Annotated in this window: 16 protein-coding genes; 8 read left to right on the forward strand and 8 right to left on the reverse strand. The window is 67.2% G+C overall.

All coding sequences use genetic code 11. The features are described from left to right. Positions 1-329: 329 nt before the first annotated feature. The 6 genes from AB0C15_RS29835 (at position 330) to AB0C15_RS29860 (ending at position 7,165) form a co-directional block, all read left to right on the forward strand. Positions 330-3,434 (forward strand): N-6 DNA methylase, encoded by a 3,105-nt coding sequence (locus tag AB0C15_RS29835; protein ID WP_357357550.1) that lies wholly within the window; start codon positions 330-332, stop codon positions 3,432-3,434. 202 nt (positions 3,435-3,636) lie between these two features. Beyond that, on the forward strand, positions 3,637-3,975 hold the full coding sequence (locus tag AB0C15_RS29840; RefSeq protein ID WP_357357553.1) for a hypothetical protein: 339 nt from the start codon (positions 3,637-3,639) through the stop codon (positions 3,973-3,975). 4 nt (positions 3,976-3,979) lie between these two features. Then, positions 3,980-5,350 (forward strand): hypothetical protein, encoded by a 1,371-nt coding sequence (locus AB0C15_RS29845; RefSeq protein ID WP_357357554.1) that lies wholly within the window; start codon positions 3,980-3,982, stop codon positions 5,348-5,350. Then, on the forward strand, positions 5,343-5,837 hold the full coding sequence (locus AB0C15_RS29850; protein WP_357357557.1) for a hypothetical protein: 495 nt from the start codon (positions 5,343-5,345) through the stop codon (positions 5,835-5,837). The genes AB0C15_RS29845 and AB0C15_RS29850 overlap by 8 nt, the downstream gene beginning before the upstream one ends. Before the next feature lie 259 nt (positions 5,838-6,096). After that, positions 6,097-6,978: a helix-turn-helix transcriptional regulator gene (locus AB0C15_RS29855; protein ID WP_357357559.1), complete on the forward strand. Its 882-nt coding sequence runs from the start codon at positions 6,097-6,099 to the stop codon at positions 6,976-6,978. After that, entirely contained in the window at positions 6,971-7,165 is a 195-nt protein-coding gene (locus AB0C15_RS29860) for a DUF397 domain-containing protein (RefSeq protein WP_357357561.1), read from the forward strand. The genes AB0C15_RS29855 and AB0C15_RS29860 overlap by 8 nt, the downstream gene beginning before the upstream one ends. Before the next feature lie 429 nt (positions 7,166-7,594). Here AB0C15_RS29860 and AB0C15_RS29865 read toward each other — a convergent pair whose 3' ends face one another. The 8 genes from AB0C15_RS29865 to AB0C15_RS29900 all read right to left on the reverse strand — a co-directional run bounded on the left by AB0C15_RS29865 (position 7,595) and on the right by AB0C15_RS29900 (position 21,301). Then, positions 7,595-12,511, reverse strand: coding sequence for a class I SAM-dependent DNA methyltransferase (locus AB0C15_RS29865; RefSeq protein WP_357357563.1), 4,917 nt, complete (start codon positions 12,509-12,511; stop codon positions 7,595-7,597). After that, positions 12,508-15,309, reverse strand: a complete 2,802-nt coding sequence (locus AB0C15_RS29870; RefSeq protein ID WP_357357565.1) for a helicase-related protein — start codon at positions 15,307-15,309, stop codon at positions 12,508-12,510. The genes AB0C15_RS29865 and AB0C15_RS29870 overlap by 4 nt, the downstream gene beginning before the upstream one ends. 13 nt (positions 15,310-15,322) lie before the next feature. Beyond that, positions 15,323-16,387, reverse strand: a complete 1,065-nt coding sequence (locus AB0C15_RS29875) for a serine/threonine-protein kinase (RefSeq protein ID WP_357357568.1) — start codon at positions 16,385-16,387, stop codon at positions 15,323-15,325. Positions 16,388-16,696: 309 nt separating this feature from the next. Then, on the reverse strand, positions 16,697-17,107 hold the full coding sequence (locus AB0C15_RS29880) for a hypothetical protein (protein WP_357357570.1): 411 nt from the start codon (positions 17,105-17,107) through the stop codon (positions 16,697-16,699). Further along, positions 17,107-18,456 (reverse strand): WXG100 family type VII secretion target, encoded by a 1,350-nt coding sequence (locus tag AB0C15_RS29885; protein ID WP_357357572.1) that lies wholly within the window; start codon positions 18,454-18,456, stop codon positions 17,107-17,109. The genes AB0C15_RS29880 and AB0C15_RS29885 overlap by 1 nt, the downstream gene beginning before the upstream one ends. A gap of 29 nt (positions 18,457-18,485) precedes the next feature. Then, positions 18,486-18,800, reverse strand: a complete 315-nt coding sequence (locus AB0C15_RS29890) for a type VII secretion target (protein WP_357357574.1) — start codon at positions 18,798-18,800, stop codon at positions 18,486-18,488. Between the two features lie 7 nt (positions 18,801-18,807). Then, positions 18,808-19,227, reverse strand: coding sequence for a YbaB/EbfC family nucleoid-associated protein (locus AB0C15_RS29895; protein WP_357357576.1), 420 nt, complete (start codon positions 19,225-19,227; stop codon positions 18,808-18,810). A 169-nt stretch (positions 19,228-19,396) separates the two neighbouring features. Next, entirely contained in the window at positions 19,397-21,301 is a 1,905-nt protein-coding gene (locus tag AB0C15_RS29900) for an N-6 DNA methylase (protein WP_357357579.1), read from the reverse strand. Positions 21,302-21,404: 103 nt separating this feature from the next. Here AB0C15_RS29900 and AB0C15_RS29905 point away from each other — a divergent pair, with 103 nt between their 5' ends. Together AB0C15_RS29905 and AB0C15_RS29910 are read left to right on the forward strand one after the other, a co-directional pair. After that, positions 21,405-21,962 (forward strand): DUF4352 domain-containing protein, encoded by a 558-nt coding sequence (locus tag AB0C15_RS29905; protein ID WP_357357581.1) that lies wholly within the window; start codon positions 21,405-21,407, stop codon positions 21,960-21,962. A 100-nt stretch (positions 21,963-22,062) separates the two neighbouring features. Beyond that, positions 22,063-23,838, forward strand: a complete 1,776-nt coding sequence (locus AB0C15_RS29910; protein ID WP_357357583.1) for a DUF6119 family protein — start codon at positions 22,063-22,065, stop codon at positions 23,836-23,838. Positions 23,839-24,411: the final 573 nt, after the last annotated feature.

The following is a 24,411-nucleotide window of genomic DNA, read 5'->3' on the forward strand; positions in this document are numbered from 1 at the left end:
AGGTGCCGACGGGTGTTGTCCGCACCACATTAGGAGCGGGGGCGTCGCAGGTGGCTGGCCCGGCCGGGCACGATAATCGGCCCAGACCGCAGGCCGGTCGCATCCATTTGTGATCATCTCTGACCGTCCAGCCGATGACACGAGCGGTCCCGGCGACGGGACCCACGTCAACGCGCCGATGCCCAACTGATCCGCCTAGCCGGCGCGGACAACTTCACCCTTGAGGCTGACGCAGACGCGATAGGCGCCTAATTCGCAGTCATGAAAGCGACAGATTCTCGCGATGCCGCAGTCTATCGTGGACCTACAGAACGTGGTCACACTGTTACATGGCGCGCTCGGATGGCAACACCGACCAGAGCCAAGACCACTACCGACCGGACACTGCGGGCAGCACGCCCGCAGGTGGCCACGATTCATTGCAGTCTCTGCTGGCGCGACTTGCGGACCGGAGTAGGCCACGCACGGAGGCCACACTCCAGGCAGACATCCGTCAACTCCTGCTCAGCATCGATCTCGGGCTATCTGCGGACGAGTTGGGGGAAGTCAACCTCGAAGCGCCCGCAGGTCAGGGCCGACGGATCGACGTGGAGATCGGCCGCACCGTCATCGAGGTCAAACGACAACTCGGCCATGGGCCGGCGCTGCGTCGGGCAGAGCAGCAACTCGCCGGTTACCTCCAATTCCGCACCTGGGAAACCGGTCAACGGCACCTTGGTGTACTCACTGATGGCGCGACCTGGCACGCGTACGATCTGCGGCTAGGGACCTTGACCAGGGTGGACACGCACACCCTGACGGCTGCCCGCCCGTCCGGATTGAGGCTGTTCTACTGGCTCGAGGGTGTGCTGGCCACGAGCCAGCGGGTCACGCCGACCCCAGCGGAGATCGCCCTACGGCTCGGGGCCAGCAGCAGCTCCTTCATCATCGATCGGGCAGCGTTGGCGGCGCTGTACCACGAGCACCGGGACGAGCCGACGGTCCGGCTGAAACGACGACTCTGGGCCGACCTGCTCGGCAGGGCACTCGGTAAGCAGTTCGTCGACGATCCGATGCTGTTCGTCGAGCACACCCTGCTGATGAACAGCGCGCATATCATCGCGCACCTCGTGATGGGCATCGACATCAGCAGGTCCGAGCCAACAGCCCTGATCCGCGGGGAACGCTTCGCCCGAGCCGGGATCCTGGGCGTCGTCGAACACGACTTCTTCGGCTGGACCACCGAGATCCCCGGCGGGCCCGACTTCGTCCAGAGCCTCGTTCGCCGTCTCGCCCGGTTCGCCTGGGTCGAGGCAGACCACGACGTGCTCAAAGAACTGTACGAGTCGATGATCGGTACCGAGACGCGTAAGCGGCTGGGCGAGTACTACACCCCGGGCTGGCTGGCCGAGCACATGGTCGACTCCGTGGTCACCGACCCGTTGCGTCAGCGGGTGCTCGACCCGGCGTGCGGCTCCGGCGCTTTCCTCTTCCACGCCGTGCGTCGTTATCTCGCCGCAGCCGAGGCGGCCGGTCATCAGCTCGGCCCCGCCTTGACGCAGCTCTCCCATCAGGTCATCGGCGTGGATCTGCACCCGGTGGCGGTGGCGCTTGCGCGGATCACATATCTGATCGCCATTGGTCTACCACGGCTGTCCGGTAGGCGTGACGTGATCACTATTCCGGTGTTCCTCGGTGACAGCATGCAGTGGCAGGAACGACTGGATCTTTTTCATGAGGACCACATCAAGGTCGACGTCAGCGACGTTCCCGGCAACGTGCGGGAGCACCTTCGGTTCCCCAAGGCGCTCCTCGACGACGCCGGGTGCTTCGACGAGATCGTGAAGGGCCTTGCCGACATCGCCGCGAAGCCCCGCGAATCCGAGGGCACGCCCACAATCGAGGCGTTCCTCGACCGGATGAAGATCATCGCCGAGCATCGGCCGATGCTGCGGCAGACTTTCGAGCTGATGTGCCGGCTACACGACGAGAGGCGGGACCACATCTGGAGCTACTACACCCGCAACCTCACCCGCCCAATCTGGCTGGCCAGCCAAGACGGCGACACCGATCATCGGGTCGATGTCCTGGTCGGCAACCCCCCATGGCTGTCATACCGGCACATGACTCGGGAGATGCAGACCGGCTTCCGGGAACTCTCCACCGAGCGCGGATTGTGGCACGGCGGCAAGCACGCCACTCAGCAGGATCTGTCCGGTCTCTTCGTCGCTCGTTCTGTTCAGCGGTATCTCAAGGTCGGCGGCAGCTTCGCGTTCGTGATGCCCGGCGCGGTGCTCACCGCAGATCACTTCGCGGGCTTCCGCAACGGCTGGTACAAGGACGCGGGTGAGGAGACGGGGGTGGCATTCACCGGCTCCTGGGACCTGCGACGCCTGCGACCCCATCCCTTCCTCATCGGCTCCGCCGTGGTCTTCGGCCGCCGGGCAGGGCTGCGCGGCTACCGCCACCTGCCCTCCATCACCGAACAATGGGCCGGCCGCATACCCGTGACACAGGACGCCTGGCACCTGGTCGAAGCGGTCGTCACTAGGAAGCCGTTCGACCTCCGACACACCCTCGCCGAGTCGCCGTACCGGCCACTGATGCGAAACGGCGCGACGGTCACTCCCCGCTTCCTGTTCTTCGTCGACTCGCAGCCGAACGGACCACTCGGCCTACGCTCCGGCCGGCGGGCGGTGCGATCGGCACGCCGGAACAAGGAGAATTCGCCCTGGAAGGACCTACCCGCGCTTGAGGGCGTCGTGGAGTCGGAGTTCGTCCGGCCGGTGCTGCTCGGGGAGAGCCTGCTGCCTTACCGGATCCTGCCAGCCCGAGAAGCGGTCCTACCTCTGGACGGCACGACGCTCATGGCCGGCGCCGCCGCCCGGCTCGACTATTTTCCCGGCTTTGCCGACTGGTGGCGGCAGGCCGAAGCTCTGTGGGAAGCCCATCGGCGCAGCGATCGTCTCAGCCTTATTGAACAGCTCGATTTCCGACGCAAGCTCACAAGCCAGATGCCTGCTCCTGCGCTGCGACTGGTCTACTCCAAATCCGGGATGCACGTCGCCGCAGCGTTGGTGAACGAACCGGGTGCCGTCATCGATCACAGCCTCTACTGGGCACCGATCTCATGCCTGGAGGAGGGCCTCTATCTGTGCGCGATCCTGAACAGCCCACTCCTCACCGAGCTCGCCCGACCGCTGATGTCCTATGGAAAGGATGAGCGGCATGTGGACAAACACGTCTGGAAGCTGCCCATCCCGCTCTACGACCCCGCTGACGGTGCCCATCAGCGCCTCGCGAACCTCGGGGCGGCTCAGCACGAGGTGGTCTCCCGCTTAAGCCTCGACGAACGAGCCGACTTTACGGCCCTGCGCCGCATGGTTCGCAACGAACTCGCACGTCACCCGACCGGCGGCCAAGTGGACGCCGAGGTGGCCCGCCTGCTCGGCTGACCGCCTACGGCCCGACTTCGCCTTGCAGGTCCCGCCGTGGTCAGTCCCCGACGAGGATTCCGCCGACGACGAGCCCTTCGTCCTCATCGAGGTAGGTTCGGTCGTGGAGGGTGACTGGACGCCCTGGTGGCGGTTGACCCTGCCTTCTACGCTGGACGGCACCGCTGAGCGGCACGCTTCGCCGTGAATACGGGGTGATGAGATGGCAGGCGGTTTTCAGGTGGATCCCGGCTCGCTGACTGGAGCGGCAGCGACCCTGCACGACCTGGCCCGGCAACTACAGACCGGCCAAATTGATCTCTTCGTGCTCGACTGGGCCGACGACCCCGCCAGCCACCCGGACCTGGCACAGGCGATGCGCCGATTTGCCGAGTTCGCTCACGACCAGCACCAGGACGTTGTCGCGCTGCTGGCCGCCCTGTCCCTGCGGGTCGCGGCCTCGGCCGACAACTACGAGCAGACCGAGGCGACTATGGCGGCGGACATGAACGCGTTCCTCACCCAGTCCACATATCAGCCCGCCGACCAGCGCAGCTCTTGACGCCGTGGCTTACCGGGATGCGGCGCGCTACATCGAGGGAATGAAGCCGGGCATTGTCAACGCGGTGGCCGATGAGTGCCTACGGGCGAAGAGAGTCATCAGTGCGGTGTCGCCCACGCTGGATGGTCTGCGCGGCACCGTGGAGTGGGCTTCCGACCATGCCGACATCTACGAACAGCGCCTCAGGGAGACCGTCGATCTCGTCGACGGTCTGCACGACGGGTTCGACAAGGCCGGCGTGGCCATCGACGAGTACGCGGAGGCGCAGGCTCGGGCGCAAGCTCTGGTAGCCGAGGGAATCACCGCCGAGGGGCACCTCCGCGCTCTCATCGCGCCGATCGTGGCCACTCAGTCACCGGTGGTACGCGCATCGGACGCGCTACGGGCCTGGAACGACCTGCGGACCAGCACCGGGGCCATGGACTGGCTCGTCGAGTTCAGCGTCCAGGATGAGATCGACAAAGTGCGGGGCGACGCCGAGCGACTGTGGCAGACCGCCACCGGCGCGTACGAGGAAGCGGTCCGTATCGAAACCGACGCCCGCACCGCGGCAATCGCCCTTCTCGCTGCGGCCTACCGCCTGTTGCCTGATTTCCTGGCAAATTCCGCGCTGAGCGCCAAAATCGTCGATGGAACGCCAGGGTTGCGCGACCTCCGGGGCAAGTACCAGATCGGCCCGCCGACTGTCCCGGCGCTGACGTTCGACGACGACTTTCCGTACGACCCCAATGCCACGCCCACCCCTGGCGACTACGCGAGTTGGAACAAGTGGCAGGCCATGCTTCGTGCCGGTCAGACGGCTCGGCCCGACCTGGATGACGCCCTCGACCTGTATGCCCATTACCGGGACGGCACCGGCACCGAACGGCGCGTCGATTTCGAGGAGGGCTACCGGGAGGATTCGAACATCCGGGGCGCAGTCGACAGAGAGATCTCGACCGCTCAGCGTGAAGCCGAGCGGCTCTACCGGGAAACCGGGCAGGTCGCCTTTCAGATGACCGGTGATCCGGCGACGGTCGACGGCATGGGCCTCTACCCGACCACGGAGAACTGGCAGAAGAGCCTCGGCGACTTCTCCATGTACGGCACGTCCGATGTCGTGGTCGACGGTGACCAGATCACGATGAAGATCAAGGTCCACGCCGAGGACATGTACAACTTCAACAAGAGCGCCGCCGACATCGCCACCGGCGAGCCCGACGACGCCAACGGCCGGTTCTCGACCTTAGGGTGGGCCAAGGAGTTCCGCACCTACGGCGAGTTGGAGCGCACCGTGACCTGGACCATCGGCGAGTCACCGAATGTCAGCGGCGGTGACGGCTCGCAGCGGCAAGCTCCCGGCGAAGACCGGGCGGATGGACGTTCCGATGGTTGATCTTCGCGCCGGGCTGCTGGCGACGGCGCTCGTCCTCACCCTCGCCGGATGCTCCGACAGCACCGGCAATGACGAGCCGACAGGGAGGGCCACCAGCGTGAGCCCGGCACCGGTACAAACCGACCGAGACCCGATCGCCAAACGGTTTCCGCGCCTCGGCGACTTCGTTGAAGCCCACTGGCAAGCAGCAACGGCCGGCGGTGACAGCCGCGGCAGCGTCCCAGGCCCGACCGACACACGCATCGAGGCCCTGGTCGTGCTGCGACCCGACACCCTGGCCACAACCATCAAAGAGTACGAGTGGCAGCCCGCGCCACCTGACTGGGACGCACCGCTGAGCGCCGAGCTGCGCCCGTTCCTGCCCACCGGCGGCACCTGGCAGGTCAGCGAGGAGTACAGCGAGGACGTGCGGACGGCACAGTACAACGGCACGGTCTATGTTGACGCCGGCAGCGGCACCGTGTTCCTGCGGGTCATCGACAGCTAAATCCCAACACCGTCGCAGAGCGGCGGGAACGCCTCACTGCGGCGGAGCCATCAACACCATTTCACCCCCGACGGTACGCCAATATTCAGCGCGTGGGAATTGCGCGCTGATGGCTCCTGTCGGGGGTGTCTTGTATGGTCAGTGGCGTAGTGGATTTGCGTGGCCGCGCCTAGTGGAATTGATTCTTGGGGGCAACGATCACGCGTTTCACCGATGGCGTCCGGATGTAACAAAATGCAACACGGAGAGGGCGGAGCCGATGGCCGACGACATGGGATCGACAGTGCCGCGACGGCAGCTCGGGCGAGCGCTGCGCGACCTACGCACCGAGGCCCGGATGACGCTGGACGGCGCGTCCGAAGCGATGCAGTTCAGGCGGCAGAAGCTGTGGCGCATCGAGACCGGCCTCGGCCCGGTCCGCTCCGTGGACGCGAAGGCCCTGTGCGAGTTGTACGGGGCGACGCCCGACCTGACCGGTGCCCTCACCGCCCTGGCCGCCGAGACCAAGGCCAAGGGCTGGTGGCACTCGTACGGCGACGCCGTCCCCGACTGGTTCGAGCTATACGTAGGCCTGGAGTCCGCCGCGTCCTTCATCCGCCGCTTCGATGAAGCGCTGATTCCCGGTCTGCTCCAGACGCACGACTACGCCATGGCGATCTACCAGCACCGCCACGAAGTGACGGATGAGGAACGCCTGCGTTTGGTTGAAGCACGGCTGCAACGGCAGACCCTCCTCCTTCGGCGGCTGCCTCGGGCACCCAAGCTCGACGTGATCCTGGCCGAGGCAGCGCTGCTCCGCAGGGTTGGCGATGCAGCGACCATGGCCGACCAGCTTCGTCGTTTACTGGAGGTCGGGCAGATCCCCAAAGTCTCGGTCCGAGTCCTCCCGCTGACCGCCGGGATCCACCGAGGCGCGGAGGCGGGGACATTCGTCATCCTCGACTTCCCACCCGGCAATCGGACCACCCCCGAGCCGCCCGTCGTTTACTGCGAGTCGTGGACCGGAGCCCTGTACCTGGACCGACCCGAAGAGTACGTAGCCTACGAGCAGGTGTGGGCGAGCCTCGATGACTTGACGCTCGATGAGGCACAATCGAGGCGGCTCATCAATAAGATCATTGGAGAGGTCCACCATGGCTGATTTGACCGAGGCCCACTGGCGCAAGAGCACCCGCAGCGGCAGTAACGGCGGCGATTGCGTAGAGGTCGCCGAAAATCTGCCCGGCCTCGTCGCGGTACGCGACAGTAAGGATCCCACCGGACCCGCACTCACCTTCTCCCCTGCCGCCTGGACCAGCTTCGTCCAGGCAACGAAAGTTGAGCACTGAGCTGCACGACGGACGGAAGCGCCTCTGGCAGACGCACCGGACGCGCTGCTGTCGCGCAATCGGTCAGAAGTGGACGTCTCCGACCACGGGCTGAGTCGACCATCGAAGAACGACCCCTGCCCCATCGCTCCTCCACGTCCCTTAAGTAGATGGCCGTGTGGAGACTCTCCAGGTTCTTGTGGCCGAACACGACCAACGCGCTCGATGAACTCATCACGCCGCTCGCGCACTCCGGCACGCAGGTCGTCTCCAGGCGCGACGTAGAAGTCCCGACGCCCTCGGTCCGCTTGACGTCCGCGATCATCCGTCCTCCCTGCGCGGCGGTCTGCACAGCCGCAGTCCCATCGCCAATCGTCACGAAGGTGTGTCCACCGGCGCAGCCTCGCCGAACTATCTGCTCTCCTCCGCGAATGGAATAGGGAGAGCCAACTACGACGGCGACCAGCCCGCATCAATTGCATCCTGAAGCCGCTTACTGAACCCGGCATGCGCCTGCCGATACTCGTACTCCCGGTCCGCCTTATAAAAAGGCGCTGCATACCCGTCCGGCACCGAAATCTGATCCGGGTCGTCGAGATACGCTGTCAACTGCTCGTAGTGCTCCTTCGTCTGCCCTTGTCCGAAGGCGTTCCGATCGGCAACCAGCTTACGGCCCGCGCCGTCAAACCAGGTCGTCTCCTCATAGTCAACAAGCTGCGGAAAGCGCCCAGAATAGATTGCGATGAGTTCCTCGTCGGCCATTCCCAACCACACTGAAACCAACGCGTCAATCTCGACGAGTGCTGCCCGTCGCGCCCTCTCGGTGCGTAGGGGCGTCGCCGACGTCCAGACTTCCCTGAGGGGCTGCCCACCGGCGTCGCCCAATTCGGGAAGATCCGGCCAATCCGCCGCCCACGATTCACGACTCCAAGATTCGTCGAAGAGTTCGCGCCAAAGGTCGGAGTAGGCCGACGTCAGGCAATTTAACCGCAAGGTTCGCAATAGTAGCGCCTGAGCTAGGGGGTGTCCTGAGTGACCAGCGGGCATGACTCTAGCCTCTGCTTGCCGCAGATTGGCTCGGTTGGTAATACGAAGTAGGTAGTCAAGCGGAATCGAGGCCCAGAAGCCCGACGCCAGCACCGTGTCGACGGCGTCCGGAAGGACCATGGTGTGTACGGCATCGACATGCGCGGGCCCGGGGGGCACAAGCGCGGCGAATAGAGAGCGCTCCGTGTTGTAGGGAATCCGACGTCGCCAGGCATGCCGGTAGTAACGGGTAGAGGGGAGCCCGTCCCACCAGTCCTGCGCGGCTTGGAAATGGGTAGAATCGCACGCGCGGACGTAATCAGTAGCGGGGACCGAATCCACGGCCAATTCTCTAAGATTGCTCGGAGGATCGTACCTGCCGGTCAAGGGGGGTTGCTTTGCGAACGGTGTCGCAATGGCGAATTGCGGCCCACGAAGAATAACTTCGTCCCACGTCGCGGGCCGGTCGAAGGTCTTCCGCATCAGCCCTTCCTTGACGGCATTCGACTCGTCGTAGCCACGGCTTATGCGAGGGGAGAGCGCACCGAGGCGCAGCGGATAGGCTGCCAGCGCCGCGATTGCGCGATCTTCATGGACGGTCACCGGGTAGAGGAGGGGCGTCTGCTCTATTGACTCGCCAGAATCGGCACGTAGGCGCCGCCATACAGCCAACTGGCTCCGATTCACCAAAACCACCCGTGACGCATGCGGACGCAGATCCCACGTGCCACGATGTTTGATCGTAGGCGGTTCGCCGGAACCGTCATGGGTGAGCGAATCGATTAGCACGGACGGGTCAAACAACCAGCTAAGATGCGAAAAAGAGATTTCCGACTGCGTCGCGTATATGTTGACAGAGTATTGGCGACTCCAGTCAATGTCAGGGAACAGCAGACGCTGGTTCTGGAAATGCGCATGCAAACGGAGATGTCGGTAGGCAGCGAAGCGCAACGGCGCTTCTTGAGCTCCACCGAAATGGCTGTCCGGATGGATCAATCCAGCAGTGCCACGGGAAGCGCAATGGCCCCAGACTCGACACATGAACGCCCTGTAGAGATCCGGCTGGGTCCCGGCCAGAAGTGGATAAGTTGCCACGCCCGCGAGATGCACGACATGGCCCGTGTTTCCCGTTAGCTCGGCCAGCATGTAGGCGCGCGCTGTGGCCGCATCAAGCACGGCAGATCGTCGCCGTCGGCGTTCCTCAACTGGAACCTCGTTCACCAATTGGAACCAGGGATCAAATTCTGCAAGCACGCCGTCCTCATACCACCTCGGCCGAACCCACGGTGGATTGCCCACCTGAAGGTCGAACCCACCAGCCCTGAAGGCCTGAGCAAAGGCCAATTCCCAGTGAAAGAAGCCCTGCTGTTCGGCGATCTGGTGGGTGGCCAGAAGCCAAGGGAATCGGTCCGAAAGAGTCAAAGTTGAGTCGAGGCCGATAACACCGTCGAGCTTCCTCTCAAACTCACCTATCTCGCTCAGGCTCGTGAATGCCTTCCCGTAAAAGTCCTTGGCGGCCTCGTCCAGATCCCGTCGGCCGACGAGCGCTTCTGCGAACGTCAGCCAGTCGTCCAGGTCGCACAACGGCACCTGTTGGCGGAGTTGCTCCGCCACCGTCATTCGCCTGGTGCCCGTGGCCTTCGTCGGCATCTTCATCTGCTGCGGCTGCACGTTGCCGAAGATGTCCGCCGTCTCGTAGACCACCGGTTCCTCGTACGCCGGCTCGTCCTTGATATGGGAGACCTGGACGGGCGCGGCCGGGTACACCGGGTCGGAGCCGTCGAGGAGCCCGACCTTGTCGAGCGGCCAGAACCACAGCGCGCACCAGACGTCCATCAGCGTCTTGAGCCGCCAGTACGGCGTGCCCGGCGCGGTCAGGTCGGCAAGGATCTCGTCCCGGGGCACAGCCTCGGTGACCTGCGGCAGGTCCTCGGCACCCCACACGGCAATGTCGCGGCGGATCTCCCGCTCGGAGATGTCGAGCCGCTGCTGCACCAGCCCCCACAGGAACTCGACCCGTCGCGCCAGCGCCTGCAACCGCTGCACCTGCGAGTTCTTGCCCTTGGCCGATGGCGTGCGCTTCATCGCCGTACGCCAGGCTTTCAATCGGGCGGTCTCGGCCGGTGCCAGCTCGCGGGCCTCCTTCTCCCCCGCGACCGCGCCCCAGCCGTCGGCGGGGAGCAGGAAGTGGTGGATGGTGCCCTCGTCGATGGCCCCGTCCCGGAAGGGCTGCTCCTTCGGGGCGGTGGTGAGCCACGACTTGTCGGCGAGTTGCTTCGGTGCGTAGGTCTTGCGGCCGGCACCGATGAGGGAGTTGCCGCGTTGCAGGTGCAGGCCGAACCAGGGGGCCTGGAGACCGGCGTGCATGACGTTGAGCCAGAGCGACACCTCGGCCAGCTCGACGGCGGTGCGGTTGAGGTCGACGCCGTAGCTGTTGTGCAGGGCGATGTACGCCTTCACCCGCTGGAGTTCGAGGTGGTACTGCTCCGGGTCCAGGTCGACCTGCAGCTCGCGAGCGCGGCGGCGTAGGTATTCGGCGGCGACCTGGTTGATCGCCTCGTTGAGGAACGCGCCGGAGCCGAGGGCCGGCTCGCAGATCGTCCAGTCCAGCAGCTCACGGGCCGGGGTGATGGTGTCGTCCTGGTCGAGGCGGTACTTGAGGGCGAGCTGGACGGTGACCTCGGTCAGCGACTGCGGGGTGTAGTAGGAGGCGCTGGTCTGCCGGTCCCGGCCGGCGAGCCGGTAGACGAATTGTCCCGCCTCGTGGCAGACCCGGCTGCGGACACCGGTGTACGCGTTCTCCTTGTAGACGAAGACGTTGTCGTCGTACTCGTCGGTCTTGGAGGCCGGGATCATCCACGAGCCGTCCTTCGGGTCGCCGTTCTTGGCCACCTCGTAGAGCTGCTCGGTGGCGACGAAACCGGTGTACGACATCAGGCCCTCGTAGACCGCGCCGAGCTGGTTGATGCCGAGCTGGGCGTACGAGATGAAGCCGCCGCGGCGCTTCTTTCCGCCCTTGGTGAGCATCAGCCGGCGCAGCACCTCGTAGACGACCTTGTTACGCAGCCGGGCGTCGATCTTCGGAGCGTCCTCGTCGTCGGGGTCACTGCCAGGCACGGGGATCAGCCGGCCGATGAGCTTGGTCTTCTCCGGCAGGAACAGGTCCGACTTCATCGGCTCGAAGCGCAGCCCCTCGCCCTCGCTGGCGTTCTCGGCGATCTCCGCGCCGCCGCGCGGCCGGTGCCCGTCGTTGACCATGCGGAACAGCAGGTCGAGCGATTCGTACAGGTGGGTGCCGTCCTCGGCGGAGGGGGCGAGGCGGCGGGAGACGAGGTCACCGAGGCGGGCGAGGCTGTAGCCCTCGACGTACTGGGGGTCGTTGACCGGCAGCACGCCCAACTCGGGGCGGGCCTCGGCGTAGAGCAGGAACAGGATGCGGTACAGGTAGCGCAGCGACTCCCGGCCCAGCTCTTTGGCCAACTCGTCCAGGGCCATCACCTGCTGCGGCTGGTAGCCGGCCCGCCGGATCTGGTCGAGGACCTCGTTGGCGATGAGTTCGACGGAGACCTTCAGACCCTCACGGAGTTCGCTGGAGACACCGACGGCGTGCTGTCGGGAGCCGGCGACCAGGTCGGCGAGGGGTTCGGTGCCGCCCTCGGCGGGTGGGCGCAGCGAGTCCGCGCCGAAGAGCGCGGCGACGACGTCGAGTTCCTTGTCGTCGTTGCGGGCGTACGCCGTGTCGAGGCTGACGGCCAGGTAACGGCCCTCACCCCAGACCGTGCGGTCGGCGAGAGTCACCACGCCACCGCTGAGGATCAGCACGTAGCGGGGCTTCGGGCTGTCGGCGGCGAAGAGCAGGGAGGCGAGCTTGGCGCCCGTCTCGACGGTCTCGGTGCTGGACAGGGTGAGCGGGTCGAGCAGGCGGCCGGCGTCGTCCGGGTCCTGGGCGGCCTCGGTGTCGACCGCCCAGCCGCAGTCCAACGCCACGATGCCGTGCCCGGTGCTCAGTTCGGCGTGCGCGACGTGGACCTCGTACTCCTGGGCGTTGCGCTCGACGGTGATGGTCTGCGGCTGCGGGTCGAAGCCGAGCGCCCGCAGCACGTCCTGGTGCTGCTTGCGCAGCCGCTCCGGGTCGAAGAAGTCGACGTCGGTCAGCTCGGCTTTGGCGTCGAAGTAGGTCCGGCGCATGCCGCGTAGCCCGGCCCGCGGCGTGACCCGGCCGGACTTCTCGTCCTCGGCCCACTGCTTGATCAGGCCACCCTTGAGGGTGGTGGGCAGGATCTCGGCGAGGTAGTGCGCGGAGAGGTATTCGCCACGGTTGGTCAGCGACTCGAAGCTCATGCGGCGTTCTCCTGCGACGGTACGAGGACGGCGAGCACCCGCAGCAGCGGGTCGCCGGTGGTTTCCAGGCGGTCGAGCAGGTCGTGCTGCTCCTGGACGGTGGTGTCGACGCGTTGGCGTCGCTTCTCCCGGTGCGCACCGGGCAGCTCATCGAAGAGGCTCGCCTGTTGGAACGCGCTCAGCTGCTCGCGGTATTTGCGCAACGGCTCGGCGTTCGTCTCGGCCCACTCGTCGCGCTTGCCCTCCAGGTGCTGCCGGGCCACCTGCACGGCCTTCGGCAGCAGCCCCTTGAGCGGGCCGATGGCGATGGCCTCGGCGCGGTTCACCATCGTGGGGCCGACGTTCGCCTCGCGCAGCACCTCGTCCATCGGGCGGATCGTCGGCGACGCGGGCAGGTCGGAGACGGCCATCCACTGGACCACTGTGGGCTGACCGAGGCGGTTGGCGTAGACGCCCTGGATCAGGAACGTGGGCGCGGCCACGTTGGCGGTGAGCACCAGGGCCTGCTGGCGGCCCAGCCGGATCAGCACCTTGTCGACCAGCCAGTCGACCATCGGGTGAACGTCGCTGAGGAAGGCGATGTCCGGCCACATCGGGGTCTTGCTCTGTCGGGCCTGGTCGAGTTTGCGCTGCGCGAGCGGACGGTCGAAGGTGACCTTGAGCCGCAGGTCCTCGCCCTCCCGGTGGGCGCGCAGGTAGGAGCGGGGCAGGTCGGTGAGGCGGTGCACCAGGTCGTCAGGTGCGAGGAAGGTCAACAGCTCGTCCTCGCGGCGCAGGTCGATGTGGTCCTCGGGGCGGTCCTCGTAGATCTCGTAGAGGGCCGTGTCGACGAAGTCCTGGGTGGAGTCGAAGAGCTTGGGGACTCGAGCCTGGGGCACGTCCGCCGCCACGGGTGCGGTGCCGACGTCGCCGAAGAGGTCGGCCATCACGTCGACCTCGGCGTGCGCAGCCTGGTAGGACTCGTCCACCGACTTGCCGGCGAGCAGGTCACGGACCAGCCGATCCTCCTCAGCTTTCGCGTCGAACTGGCCCGTAACGGCCTCGACGCTACCGAGGCTGCGGTGGGCGGTCTCCTCGCGGTTGAGCAGCTTCTCGGAGACTGTCCGGTCGTCCTTGGCGTCCTCGCGGTCGGAGGTGAGGATGAGCGCGCGGAACTGCGGCTGGTGTTTCTGCCCGTAGCGGTCGATGCGGCCGTTGCGCTGCTCGATGCGGATCAGGCTCCACGGGATGTCGTAGTGGATCAGGTGGTGGCACTGCTGGTGCAGGTTGACGCCCTCGGAGGCGACGTCGCCGGTGAAGAGCAACCGGACGTCGCTGCCGGCCAGCTCGAACTCCTGCAGGATCGTCTGCTCGTCCTTGTCGGCCACACCGCCGTGCAGCACCCTGACCGCGGTCGGCTTGAGACCGAGCATGCCCGGGACGACCTCGGCGAGCCACTTGATGGTCGGCACCCGCTCGGAGAAGACCACCGCCCGGGTCGCGCTGTTCCTGCCGACGCCGATGTCTCGCAGCTCGTCGACAAGCCTCTGGAGCTTGCTGGAGTCCTGGTCGGTCATCGCGGAGGTCAGCTCCGCGAGCCGGTCCAGCGCTGCCCGCTCGGTGCCGGTGGCCTTCTTACGCCGGTTGGTCACCGTCTCGTGCAGCGCCCGGTGCGAGGACAGAAACGACTTCAACAAGGTGTACGGGAAGAGTCGGTGCTGCCCGGTGACTGGCTCGTCGGTCCACTTGCCGGCCAGCCACACGTCGGTCAGCTCGTCGAAGATCTGCTCCTCGATCGGTGTCGCCGCGCAGTGTAGCGCCTGCGACGGGCCGCGGTCGGCCCAGCGGTCGCCGATCTGGTCGCGTACCTCCGGGCTGATCTTCGTGCGGCGCAGGTAGAGGTGCGCGATGTCGCTGGCCTGGTAGTCCTTCTCGTTGGCGATGGCCGCCGGATCGAGCAGCGAGATCAGCTGCGCGAACGACTCCTTGTCGCCGTTGTGCGGGGTGGCGCTGGCCAGCAGCAGCGCGTCGGTCTTCGCGGCCAGGCGCCGGGCCAGCTCGTTGCGCTGGGTGCCCTTGTTGATGAGGTTGTGCGACTCGTCGATGACGACGGCGTCCCAGGTCGTGGCGTCCAGGTGGTGGCCGAATTGGCCGGCGTCCTTGAGAGTGTCGACCGAGATGATGGCCCGCTTGAAGTAGGTGAACGGGTTGCGACCTGCGGGGATCTCCTGCTGGATGCGCTGGATGCCCGTCGAGTCGAGCCGCACGAGTGGGATCGCGAAACGGGTCCACAGCTCACGCTGGAACTGTTCGAGGACCTGCTGAGGCGAGACCACCAGGATGCGGTCCCCTCGACCCCGGCGGATCAGCTCGGCGAGGATGAGCCCGATCTCCAGCGTCTTGCCCAGGCCGACGACGTCGGCGAGCAGGATCCGCGGCCGCAGGCCGGACAGCGCCAGCTCGACCGGTCGCTGCTGGTAGGTCAACGGGTCGAGCAGGAACCGGTCGGCGAGGGCCAGCCCGCGCTCGGTGCGCGGCAGCGGCGTACGCCGCAGCACGGCCTCCAGGAACAGGCGGCTCTGCCGGAACCGCGACGAGGTGTCCTGGATGAGGTCCGTCTCCTCGGGCACCAGCGGCGTGATGTGCTCAAGCTCGGTGAAGAAGGTCGCCTCGACGTCCTGGACGAACTCGGAGACGCCGACCGCCTTCACCATCGTGCCGTCGGCCGTGCCGGTCTTGACGCTGCGGATCAGCCACTCCTCGTCGCGGACGACGATGCGGGAGCCCGGGGCGAAGGTCGCGGCCTCGGTGGTGGTCATCGGTGGTGCCTTCCTACAGGGTCGAGCGGCGGGCGTACTGGCGGCGCACCTTGTCAACAAGCCACGTCACGTCGGTGGACGCCCTGGTGGCCGGCTGAGGATCGTGCTGGTCGGGCTCGACCGTCGGATCCGGAGGGGTCGCATCCTCGATGACCGGCGTGCCCTCCGGGTCCTCTCGCGGATCATCCAGGTCCGGCGGGACCAGCAACTCCGTGCCACCGTCGTAGGTGAGGTCGGCGACTTCCTGACGGAGGGCATGGACGCTCTTGCCGCTGGCGGCGGTGGCGACCGCGAGCAGCCGGGCACGTACGTCGGTGAGGCCGGGCCGGGCGGTGGGGTCGTAGGCGAGCATCGCGCCGAGCAACTGCACCAGCTCGGTCGGCACGCCGGAAAGGTCGGGAAGGTCGCTCGGCTCGCTGATGCGCAGCAGCAGATTCCACGAGTTGGTCGGCGGGTAGAGCCCACGCCCTGTCAGCGCGAAGACCAGCGTCGCCGCAAGCGCATAAACATCGACCGCTGGAGTGAGGTGCCGCTCACCCTTGACCTGTTCGGGTGACATGTAGGCGGGAGTGCCGACCAACGCGCCGGGCTCGGTCAGGTAGTCGTTGCGGTCGATCAGCACCGCCAACCCGAAGTCGATCAGCTTGGGACCGTCGGGGCCGAGAATGATGTTCTGCGGCTTGAGGTCACGGTGCAGCAACTTCACCTCGTGCACCTTGGCGAGGCCCTCGGCGAGCATCGCGCCGGCCATCGCGGCCAACGGCAGGGATAGCGGCCCGCGGGCGTCGACATGCTGGCGTAGCGTGGCCCCGGGAACGTACTCCACCGCCAGCCAGGCCGGGTTCGCGTACGCGTCGGCGCCCTCCAGGCGGGCCACCCGGGACCCGAAGACCAGCTTCAGGCTGTCGACCTCGGCGGCGAACCGCTCCCGCACCGTCGGCGCCTCGATCAGGTGCTGCTTGATCACCTTGACGGCGACCCGCTCGGCGGTCGGCGACACCGCGAAGAACACGTCGCCCATGCCACCCGAGCCGAGCGGCCGGACCAACTCGTAGCCGCCGATTCTGCCCAGCGTCACTCGTCCCCCTCACGATGACACCCGCCCAAACTGCTCGTCTGCCCTGTCGGCTGGGCACCTCGGCGGACGCATGACCGTACAACGTTGAACTTTCTACGAGGAAGCGTCCGAACGGCGGTTCTTCTTAGGCGCTGAATTCGTACTTCATGCGGGCTCGATGAACGAGTCCGCATCTAACCATCTTCGTCCCTGATGACGGGGTCGAGCAGTTGAGATGCGCCCCGCCCGCCAGCCGCACGCGTATATTTGTTGACGCCCGGCGCCGCTGTCCGATTTCTGACTGGCAGCGTGTCTCAATGCGGCTGCTTGTCAGCTGTTCCAGAAGAGCACATCGCGTGCCTGCCGCGAACAAGCCGTCAACTCCGGCACGCCCCGCGAAGGTACGACGTAGTCCCGCTCTCGGATGAGCGCGAGAAATGCCTCAGGCACTGCGACGCGGTGCCGCCGCACGTAGTAGGCGAGGTCCTTCCGCCAAAGCCAGTCGCCGTCGGTCATGACGGTCGAACCGTTCATCACCTGCCGGGTTGAGTCGAAGGCGTCGTCGGCGATGTCCATCACGTCGATGAGGACATGCCCCGAGTTCAGATAGGCGACCACCTGGGCCACGTCGGGCATTTCCTCAGCGGCGACGCTGTCGAAGATGCTCTCCTGCGGCTCGGCGGAGCGGGCCGGCCCGAATTCGCGGAACATTCCCGCCGCCTTCAACTGACCGCTGTCCATCAACGCCCACCGTTCGGATAGAAGGTCTTCCACTCGCCGTCACCCCGGATCATCGGGGTCTGCCCCACCGGACCATACCGGTCGACACCGACAGCGTCGGTCGGCGCCACCACGGGCACCCCGAGGGCGTCGGCAACCTGTTGCGCCGCCGGTGGCACACCGGCCTCGGGGGCAACTGTGCCGGTGTGACAGGACACCAGCCGCACCGGGCCGCCGTCGTAGTTCGGGTTGGCACGGATGGCGTCGGCGATCTGCTGCGGGTGGGTGAAGTTCGCGGGATGGTCGGCACCGTCAGCCGTCACGAGGCCAGGCCGGAACAGGCCGGTGCGTTCGCCGTGCACGACCACGTCGTGATGCCCGGGGATCGGTGCCACGGCGTCGAAGTTACGCATCGTGGCGCTGTCGTAGCCGATGGCCGTGCTGTTCGGCCGGTGGTAGACCGGGTCCCCGGCCGGGAGGTTCGCATCCGGCGATGGCGGCGTCTGCGGATGCGCGAAGGGATCCTCCCAGTCTGACCGACGCCCCATCGCGTCGAGATCTGAGTCTCCCCAATCCCCCGTGCGTCCACTGGGTGGTGCACCATGCGCCGGGTTGACCGGGTCTGCGCGGGCAGCCCGGCGCAGCAGGCCATTGAGCTCGTCGATCAGGTCACCCAGACGCCTGAGCAGCGGGGTCAGCCGACGCAGGCTGCCGATCAGCGCGCTGATCAGTTTGCCGATCCGTGCCGCCCACTTGGCCACCAGGCTGCTCACCTGGGAGATTACCAACGGAGTCGCAATGCCCAGCGTCGCGCCGGCCTCGGCCAGCCAGAGCGGCAGCCTGACCGCCAGCACCGAGACGAAGTCCGCGATCAGGTCACGAATTAACTCGCGGACCACCGCCACCAGCAGCCCGGCACCGCCCACCAGCGATGCGATTCCGCCGGCAGCCCGGGCAATGCCCTCCATCGCCCGCACCTGACCCGACATGTGTGCGCGGTAGGCCCGCGCCGAGGCTCCATCCCACTCGGCGAGCTGCGTGGAGACCGCCGCTTGCAGGTCAGCCACCGAGTCGGTGCTCTGCTTGGCGACATTCCGCCACGTGGACGCGTACGCGTTGATCTGGTCCGGGTCGCCGGCCAGCCAGTCCAGCGCGTCCGACAGCGGCTTCACGTGTTCGAGCAACCATCCGACGCCCCAACTGACAAGCGACCCGAGCGGGTCGAGCACGGTGGCCAGAGCGTCCATCGACGTGGCGACACCACCGATGGTCGAGTCGATCCAGCTACCCGACTCGATGCCCAACACCGTGTCGGCGACGTCCTCGACCAACCCGAGTCCGGTGTACCACCGGGTTGAGTCCTGGCGCACCGCCACCAAAGGGTTGCCCGCCATGTCTGTCACAGCGGCAGAGCCAACCGGCCACCGCTGCGGTCGAGGACCTGTGCGCTCGCCGCGTCGGTCGCCTCAGTCGTGGCAGCAGCCGCTCGCAGGTTGGTTGCCGTCTCACGCAGTGCCGAAGCGGACTCTCCGAGCGCGGTCACCGCCCTGTCCGCCACGGGGTCGATGAGACGAGGCAGGAACCCGCAGATCTGCCCGTACGCCTCCGCGCCCATCTGCACGTACGCCGCCGCACTGCGAGCGGTCTCCATCTGGTCGGCGGCGTCGTCGACCGTCGCGGCATGCCGCATGACCGCCGCCACCGACATGAGCATTTCCGCGTCACCAGCCACTGCTGGTGCCCCGTTCCCACCGGTCGGTCTGCTCGTCGGCAGGCTTGGGGAAGCGCCTGGCAAAGGTGTCGGCGACCGCCCGCCCGGTCTCCGAGTCGATGCCCACGGTGGCTTGCACCGCGATGTTCACCTGATCGGTCAACCCGGCCTGCGCACGGGCGACCGTGGCCATGATGGTGCTGGCAAGTTCGGAGCCGCGCATCCGCTGAACGCGGTCGTCCATCCGTAGGTCCGTCAGCGCCCCGGAGGCGGCGACCGTCACGCGGATTGCACCGTCCGCACCTGTTGCCGACGCAGCCAGTGCCGCAACCCGCTCCGACAGGTCGGCGGCAGCTTGAGCGCGTGTCGACAGCTGGGCTGTCCAGGAATGCAACATCTCCTGGGCCTCGTCCGGATCCTGACCAAGCACTCCGCGACCTCCCGCTACGCACCTCGGCACCCCGCTCCCGCCCACCACTGTGCCCCACGATCGCGCTGGGTGATGTCCCCAGCCGTCAGACAGAAATTGAGCAGAGTCGAACGATGACCCAGACCACGGGAGTCGCCCTTGACGCTCTGAGTACTGGCGGGCCGTGGCCCTATCGGATGTCGGCGTCTGGCCGAAGGACCCCCCGCGCCAATCCGTCAGCGGTCAGTTGCGCCAGTTCCGCCCCGAGCGAGGCGGCCTGCCGGATCGCTGACTCGAAGGCGACCAGGCGCCGAAACGCGTCTCCATGAACCCGCTGCTCGTCGGGCGGCAGCCGCCGCACCTGCGCCCGCCGGATATCGAACCGCATCGTCCCCGACAGGCTCGACGACTGTTTCTCGTTCGCCGACGTCCTTAGCTGACCCGCCAGGAACCACGGGTCCAACGCCGCCGGGCTGGGCCGCAGCAGGTACAGGTTGGGCCCCAACAGCATCCCCTCGGTGGTAACCACCCGTGCGGTGAGCTGCCGGGCGATCATCGGCACCACCACGTCCCCCACCGCGAGGGGAATCTCCTGCCCGAGCCGGTCGTCGACCCGCCCGGACGCCTCCATCCCGGCGAGCACGTCCTGCACGGTGAGCACGAGCAACCCGTCGGGTGCTGGTGTGGACGTGCCGGCGCGGACCGGCCCGATCAGTTGGAGGGCCCCGATCTTCGCCAACTCGCCCACAGTGAGAAACGAGCCGTTCGGTCCGTCGGGCGCGGGGAGGACCTGCGGCAGTAGCGCCGGTAGCTCGCCGACGATCGCGGCCAGTCGTTCTCTGGTGCGTACCAGATGCTCCCCCGATGCCTCACCCACGACGGCCGGTTGTCGACGTGCGGGGGTGAGGTCGACTTCCTCGTCGAGCAGTTCGATGACCGGAGCCGCACGGGCGAACCCGACCTCCTCGACGTCGCCATCCGGAGCGGAGGCGAAGGCCCGCCACACGGCCAGCACGCGCGGCGCGGTGTCGGCCAGGTCGCCACCTGCGGCGTCGATCAGCAACGCCCGCGCCGGTGGCGGCGCGTCCGTCGCGGCGCGTCGCAGCACCCACAGATGCAGGGGTACGCCGTGCGGTGCCGCCGCGCCCGGCGGAAGCGCGATGACAGCGCGCAGATGACCTCGGCGTAGCAGTTCGCCGCGGATCCGTTTGCCGGCGCGGCGGCTGGCGACGGTCGGTGGCATCAGCAGAACGGCGTGCCCGCCGACTCGCAGGTGGGCCAGGGCGTGCTGGGCCCAGGCCAGCTCGGGTTCGGTACGGGGGGTGGTGCCGACGATCCACCGGGGGTCGTGGCCGAGTTCCTCGTCGCCCCAATTTGTCGCGCCGAACGGTGGGTGGCAGACGACGGCGTCGACGGCGCGGCCGGCGAAGGCGTCGGCGCGCAGCGAGTCACCGGTACTGACCTCCCCGGGTACGTCGTGCAGGGCCAGCCACAGGCCGGCGAGCCGGGCCAGCTCGTCGTCGAGTTCCTGCCCGTACATCGAGGTGCTGCCGGCACGGGCGGCGGCGCGCAGGATGGCGCCGGAGCCGGCAGCCGGGTCGAGCACTGAGCCGCCGCCGACGTTGGCGAGCCCGATCATCAGGTCGGCGAGGTCGTCAGGGGTGGCGAAGAGGCGGCCGGGCCCCGGTGCGGAGAACCGCTGCCACAGCTCGTCGAACGCGCCCTGCGGGCCCAACTCGTCGGCGAGGGCGTGAACGTCGGGCAGCAGCGGCGTGAGTTGGGCGTCGGTGCTGGCGTTGCGGGAGCCGCGTTGACGGGCCAGTAGCAGGGTGCCGACGGCGGCGAGGCCGGCGGTCGGGGAGTCGCTGGCCGCGGCGACGTGTCGCCAGAGCCGGTCGGCGGTGGCGAGCTCGGGGAGCTTGCCCTGGGTGCGTAACCACTGCTCGACCTGGATCAGGTCGAACTCGGGGCTCGCCGTCGTTCCGCCCACGGGGGCGGGGAAGTCGGGATGCCGTTTACGCCAGTTGCTGACCGCAGCGCGACCGAGACCGGCGAGCCGGGCGATCTCCGCTGCCGTGATGGTCGGATTCTCCACGCCGCAAGTCTCCCACGCCTGTCAAGCATGAGTTTGTCTGTTGACAGCGTTGTCGGACGGTTGCTCTTATTGACCGCGCAACGGTCACTTCAGGAGGACAACGATGCGCAAGACCACGACTCTCGCTCTGCTCGCCACCGGCCTGATCACCCTGGGCTGCGGCTCGGGAGCCGCCGACAAGGCGAGCAACTCCGGCAGCGACAACAAGGCGGGCAGCTCCGGCAGCGACGAAGGCGACGCCAAGGCCGAGGAGAAGCCGGCGAAGACCGCCAAGATCGGGCAGCCGGCCCGGGACGGGAAGTTCGAGTTCACCGTCACGTCGTCCAAGTGCGGCGTCGCCAAGATCGGCAGCGACATGCTCGGCCAGCAGGCGCAGGGCCAGTTCTGCCTGGTCACGCTCAATGTGAAGAACATCGGCAAGGAAGCGCAGATGTTCGACGGCAGCAGCCAGAAGGCGTACGCGGCCGACGGCACGGAGTACTCCGCCGACACCGGCGCGGCGATCTACGCGAACAAGAACGCCGAGACGTTCCTCAACGACATCAACCCCGGCAACCAGGTGACCGGCGTCGTCGTCTTCGACATCCCGAAGAACGTCAAGCTCACCAAGCTCGAGCTGCACGACTCGATGTTCTCCGGCGGCGTCGACGTCACCCTGTGAGCTGATCACCCGCGCCGAGGGCGGGACCCGCGAAGCCCGTCCTCGGCGCACCCCTCCCTTGCACCACCGCCACCCCGACTCTCAACGCGAGGAGATCGACGTGCGCCGTGCGAGCCAGCCGACCACGACCAGGGCCACCACGACCAGACCGACCAACCGCCGTGTCGTCCGCAAGGACGTCACCCATCCGCCGTACGAAGCGCCCGCCCTCTTCGACCTCGACCTGCCCGAGCGCCCGGAGGGCACCTATCTGACGTCGGTCTACCAGCTCGAACGGGTGACGCCGACCATCGAGGGCCTGCATGAGGCGGTGAACCACCGCTACGTGCGACAGCACGACTTCCTGGTCGAGGAGCGCCTGGTCGCCGGCGCGCCGGCGCTGCTGGTGCACGGGACGGTGCCGCGCCAGCGGGCCGACTGGTGCGATGTGCTCGCCTCGCTGACCAGGGAGGAGACCGACCTGGGGTTCAGCAGTGGCGGTGCCGCGTTGCTCGTCGCGGTCGACGATAACGTCTACGCGCTCACCTACGGCACCGTCGGCCGCCACATGGTCGATCTGGACCTCGCCAATCCAGGCTTCGGGATCGGCTTCGCGGTGCGGTCGCTCGCCCCCGACGAGATCAAGCAGGTACGCCGGCGGGTGTTCGGCACCACCGGCCGGGTCGATCGCAACATGGTCCCGGGCGGTCAGCACATCCGGATGTACGGCATCGACAAGTGGGGCGAGATCGTCGGCCAGGTCTGTGGGCGGACGTTCAACCCGAACCTCACCGTCTGCCGGTCCACGGGTAAGGCCACCCCGGTCGAGGGCAGCGACACGCTGCGCATCCACCTCGGTGTCGAGCCCGCGAGCTTGCTCGCCGACCTGCGGGAGATCGACCGGGTCTACCGGCAGGAAGCTCCCTTCGCCGACCTGGAGTTCATCACCCAGATCCGTCCGGTGCCGATCACCGACCCACGGCTGCCGACGGTGGAGGAGCAGTTGGACTACCTGCTCAGGCTGCCCGATCCGGCCGAGGTCGGGCTGGCCGTGCCGGGCCGCGTCTTCAGCGAGATCGAGCGGGTCCGGTCATTCAAGCTTCGGGTGCCGAAATCCGGCCTCGCCCCGGCGCGCCTGCCGGAGCTCACGGTGGCGGACGTCCTGGCCCAGACCGAGGGCGTCCCGGACGGCGAGCGGTGGCAGTCGCTGTGCACTGGACGCGTCATCCTCTACGCCGACAAGGACGGCCGGGAGGAGATCGGCTCCACGGCAGTCTCGCGATGGATCACCGCGCAGCTCGCGCACGGTGAGAGTCAGCTCCTGCTGCACGAGGGCGGCTGGTACGAAATCGGTGACCGGCACCGCGATTTCCTCCGCGACGAGGTCGAGCAGATCCTGGCCCGCCCGGCCAGCTTCGCACTGCCGGCCTGGACCGCCGACCTGCCGGACGAGGAGAGGTACAACATCCGCGCCGCGGAGGTCTGCGGTCTGACCCTGCTGGACCGAAAACTACTGCGCACGGACCAGCACCACCGTGGCATTGAGGCCTGCGACCTGCTCGGGCCCGGCGACGAACTGATCCACGTCAAGCGCGCCAAGGGCAGCTCGGCGCTGAGCCACCTATTCGCACAGGGCGAGGTGTCGGTCGACGCGCTGCGGTACGAGGCCGACGCCCGCTCTGCGCTCGTCGAGATGGTCGAGCGGCAGCCATCGGCGCGCGTCGTCGACCTGGACTTCCGGCCCCGCAAGGTCATCTACGCGATCGCCCTCGGTTCCGGCAAGCCACTCACCGTGGACTCGCTCTTCACCTTCTCCCAGGTGGCGCTCTACCGGGCGATGAAGTCCCTGCGCAACGAGGGCGTCGAGGTCGAGGTCATCGGCATCCCGTCGGCCTGATTCGTTTACGACATCAGCTCCACAGCCTCCCGAACCACCGAGCGTCCGCTGACGACCCATCGCTCTCGCCGCACATCCCGCGCGGATTGCCACTCCGGCCACCCGCAGAGACCAGGCGTCTGGAGATTGACCATGCCTGTTCCACGCCAGACTTCCGCCATCGCTGCCGATCGGCAGCACGCACCGCTCTTTCACACCGACGACGGTCCGGCCAGGCGGATCTGGTTGAAGTCGGTGACGGCCGCCGGGTTCCGCAGCCTCGACCCGGGATGGACCTTCCAGATTGGCCCCGGACCGGGTTTCACACATGACGTCGGGCGGAGGCACGTCGCCTGCCGCCCGAAAAAAGCACCCTTCCTCTCACCGTGACGCTCCGAACTCGCCCGCGAGTGGCGCTCGGTCTCTTCAGCCACGTGCGTCTGGACGCTACGCGCGATGCGATACCGCTCCGGCTGAGCCGGGGTGACCACGTTGCCACCTAGGGCCTGTGTCGAAGTCCGTGCCAGGGCTTGAGCTGTTGGGTGAGGATCTTCGCGTGTCGGTGTTCGAGATGTAGCGAGGTCTCCGGTATCT

It is taken from the genome of Micromonospora sp. NPDC048835 (assembly GCF_040649995.1).
Classification (GTDB): domain Bacteria; phylum Actinomycetota; class Actinomycetes; order Mycobacteriales; family Micromonosporaceae; genus Micromonospora.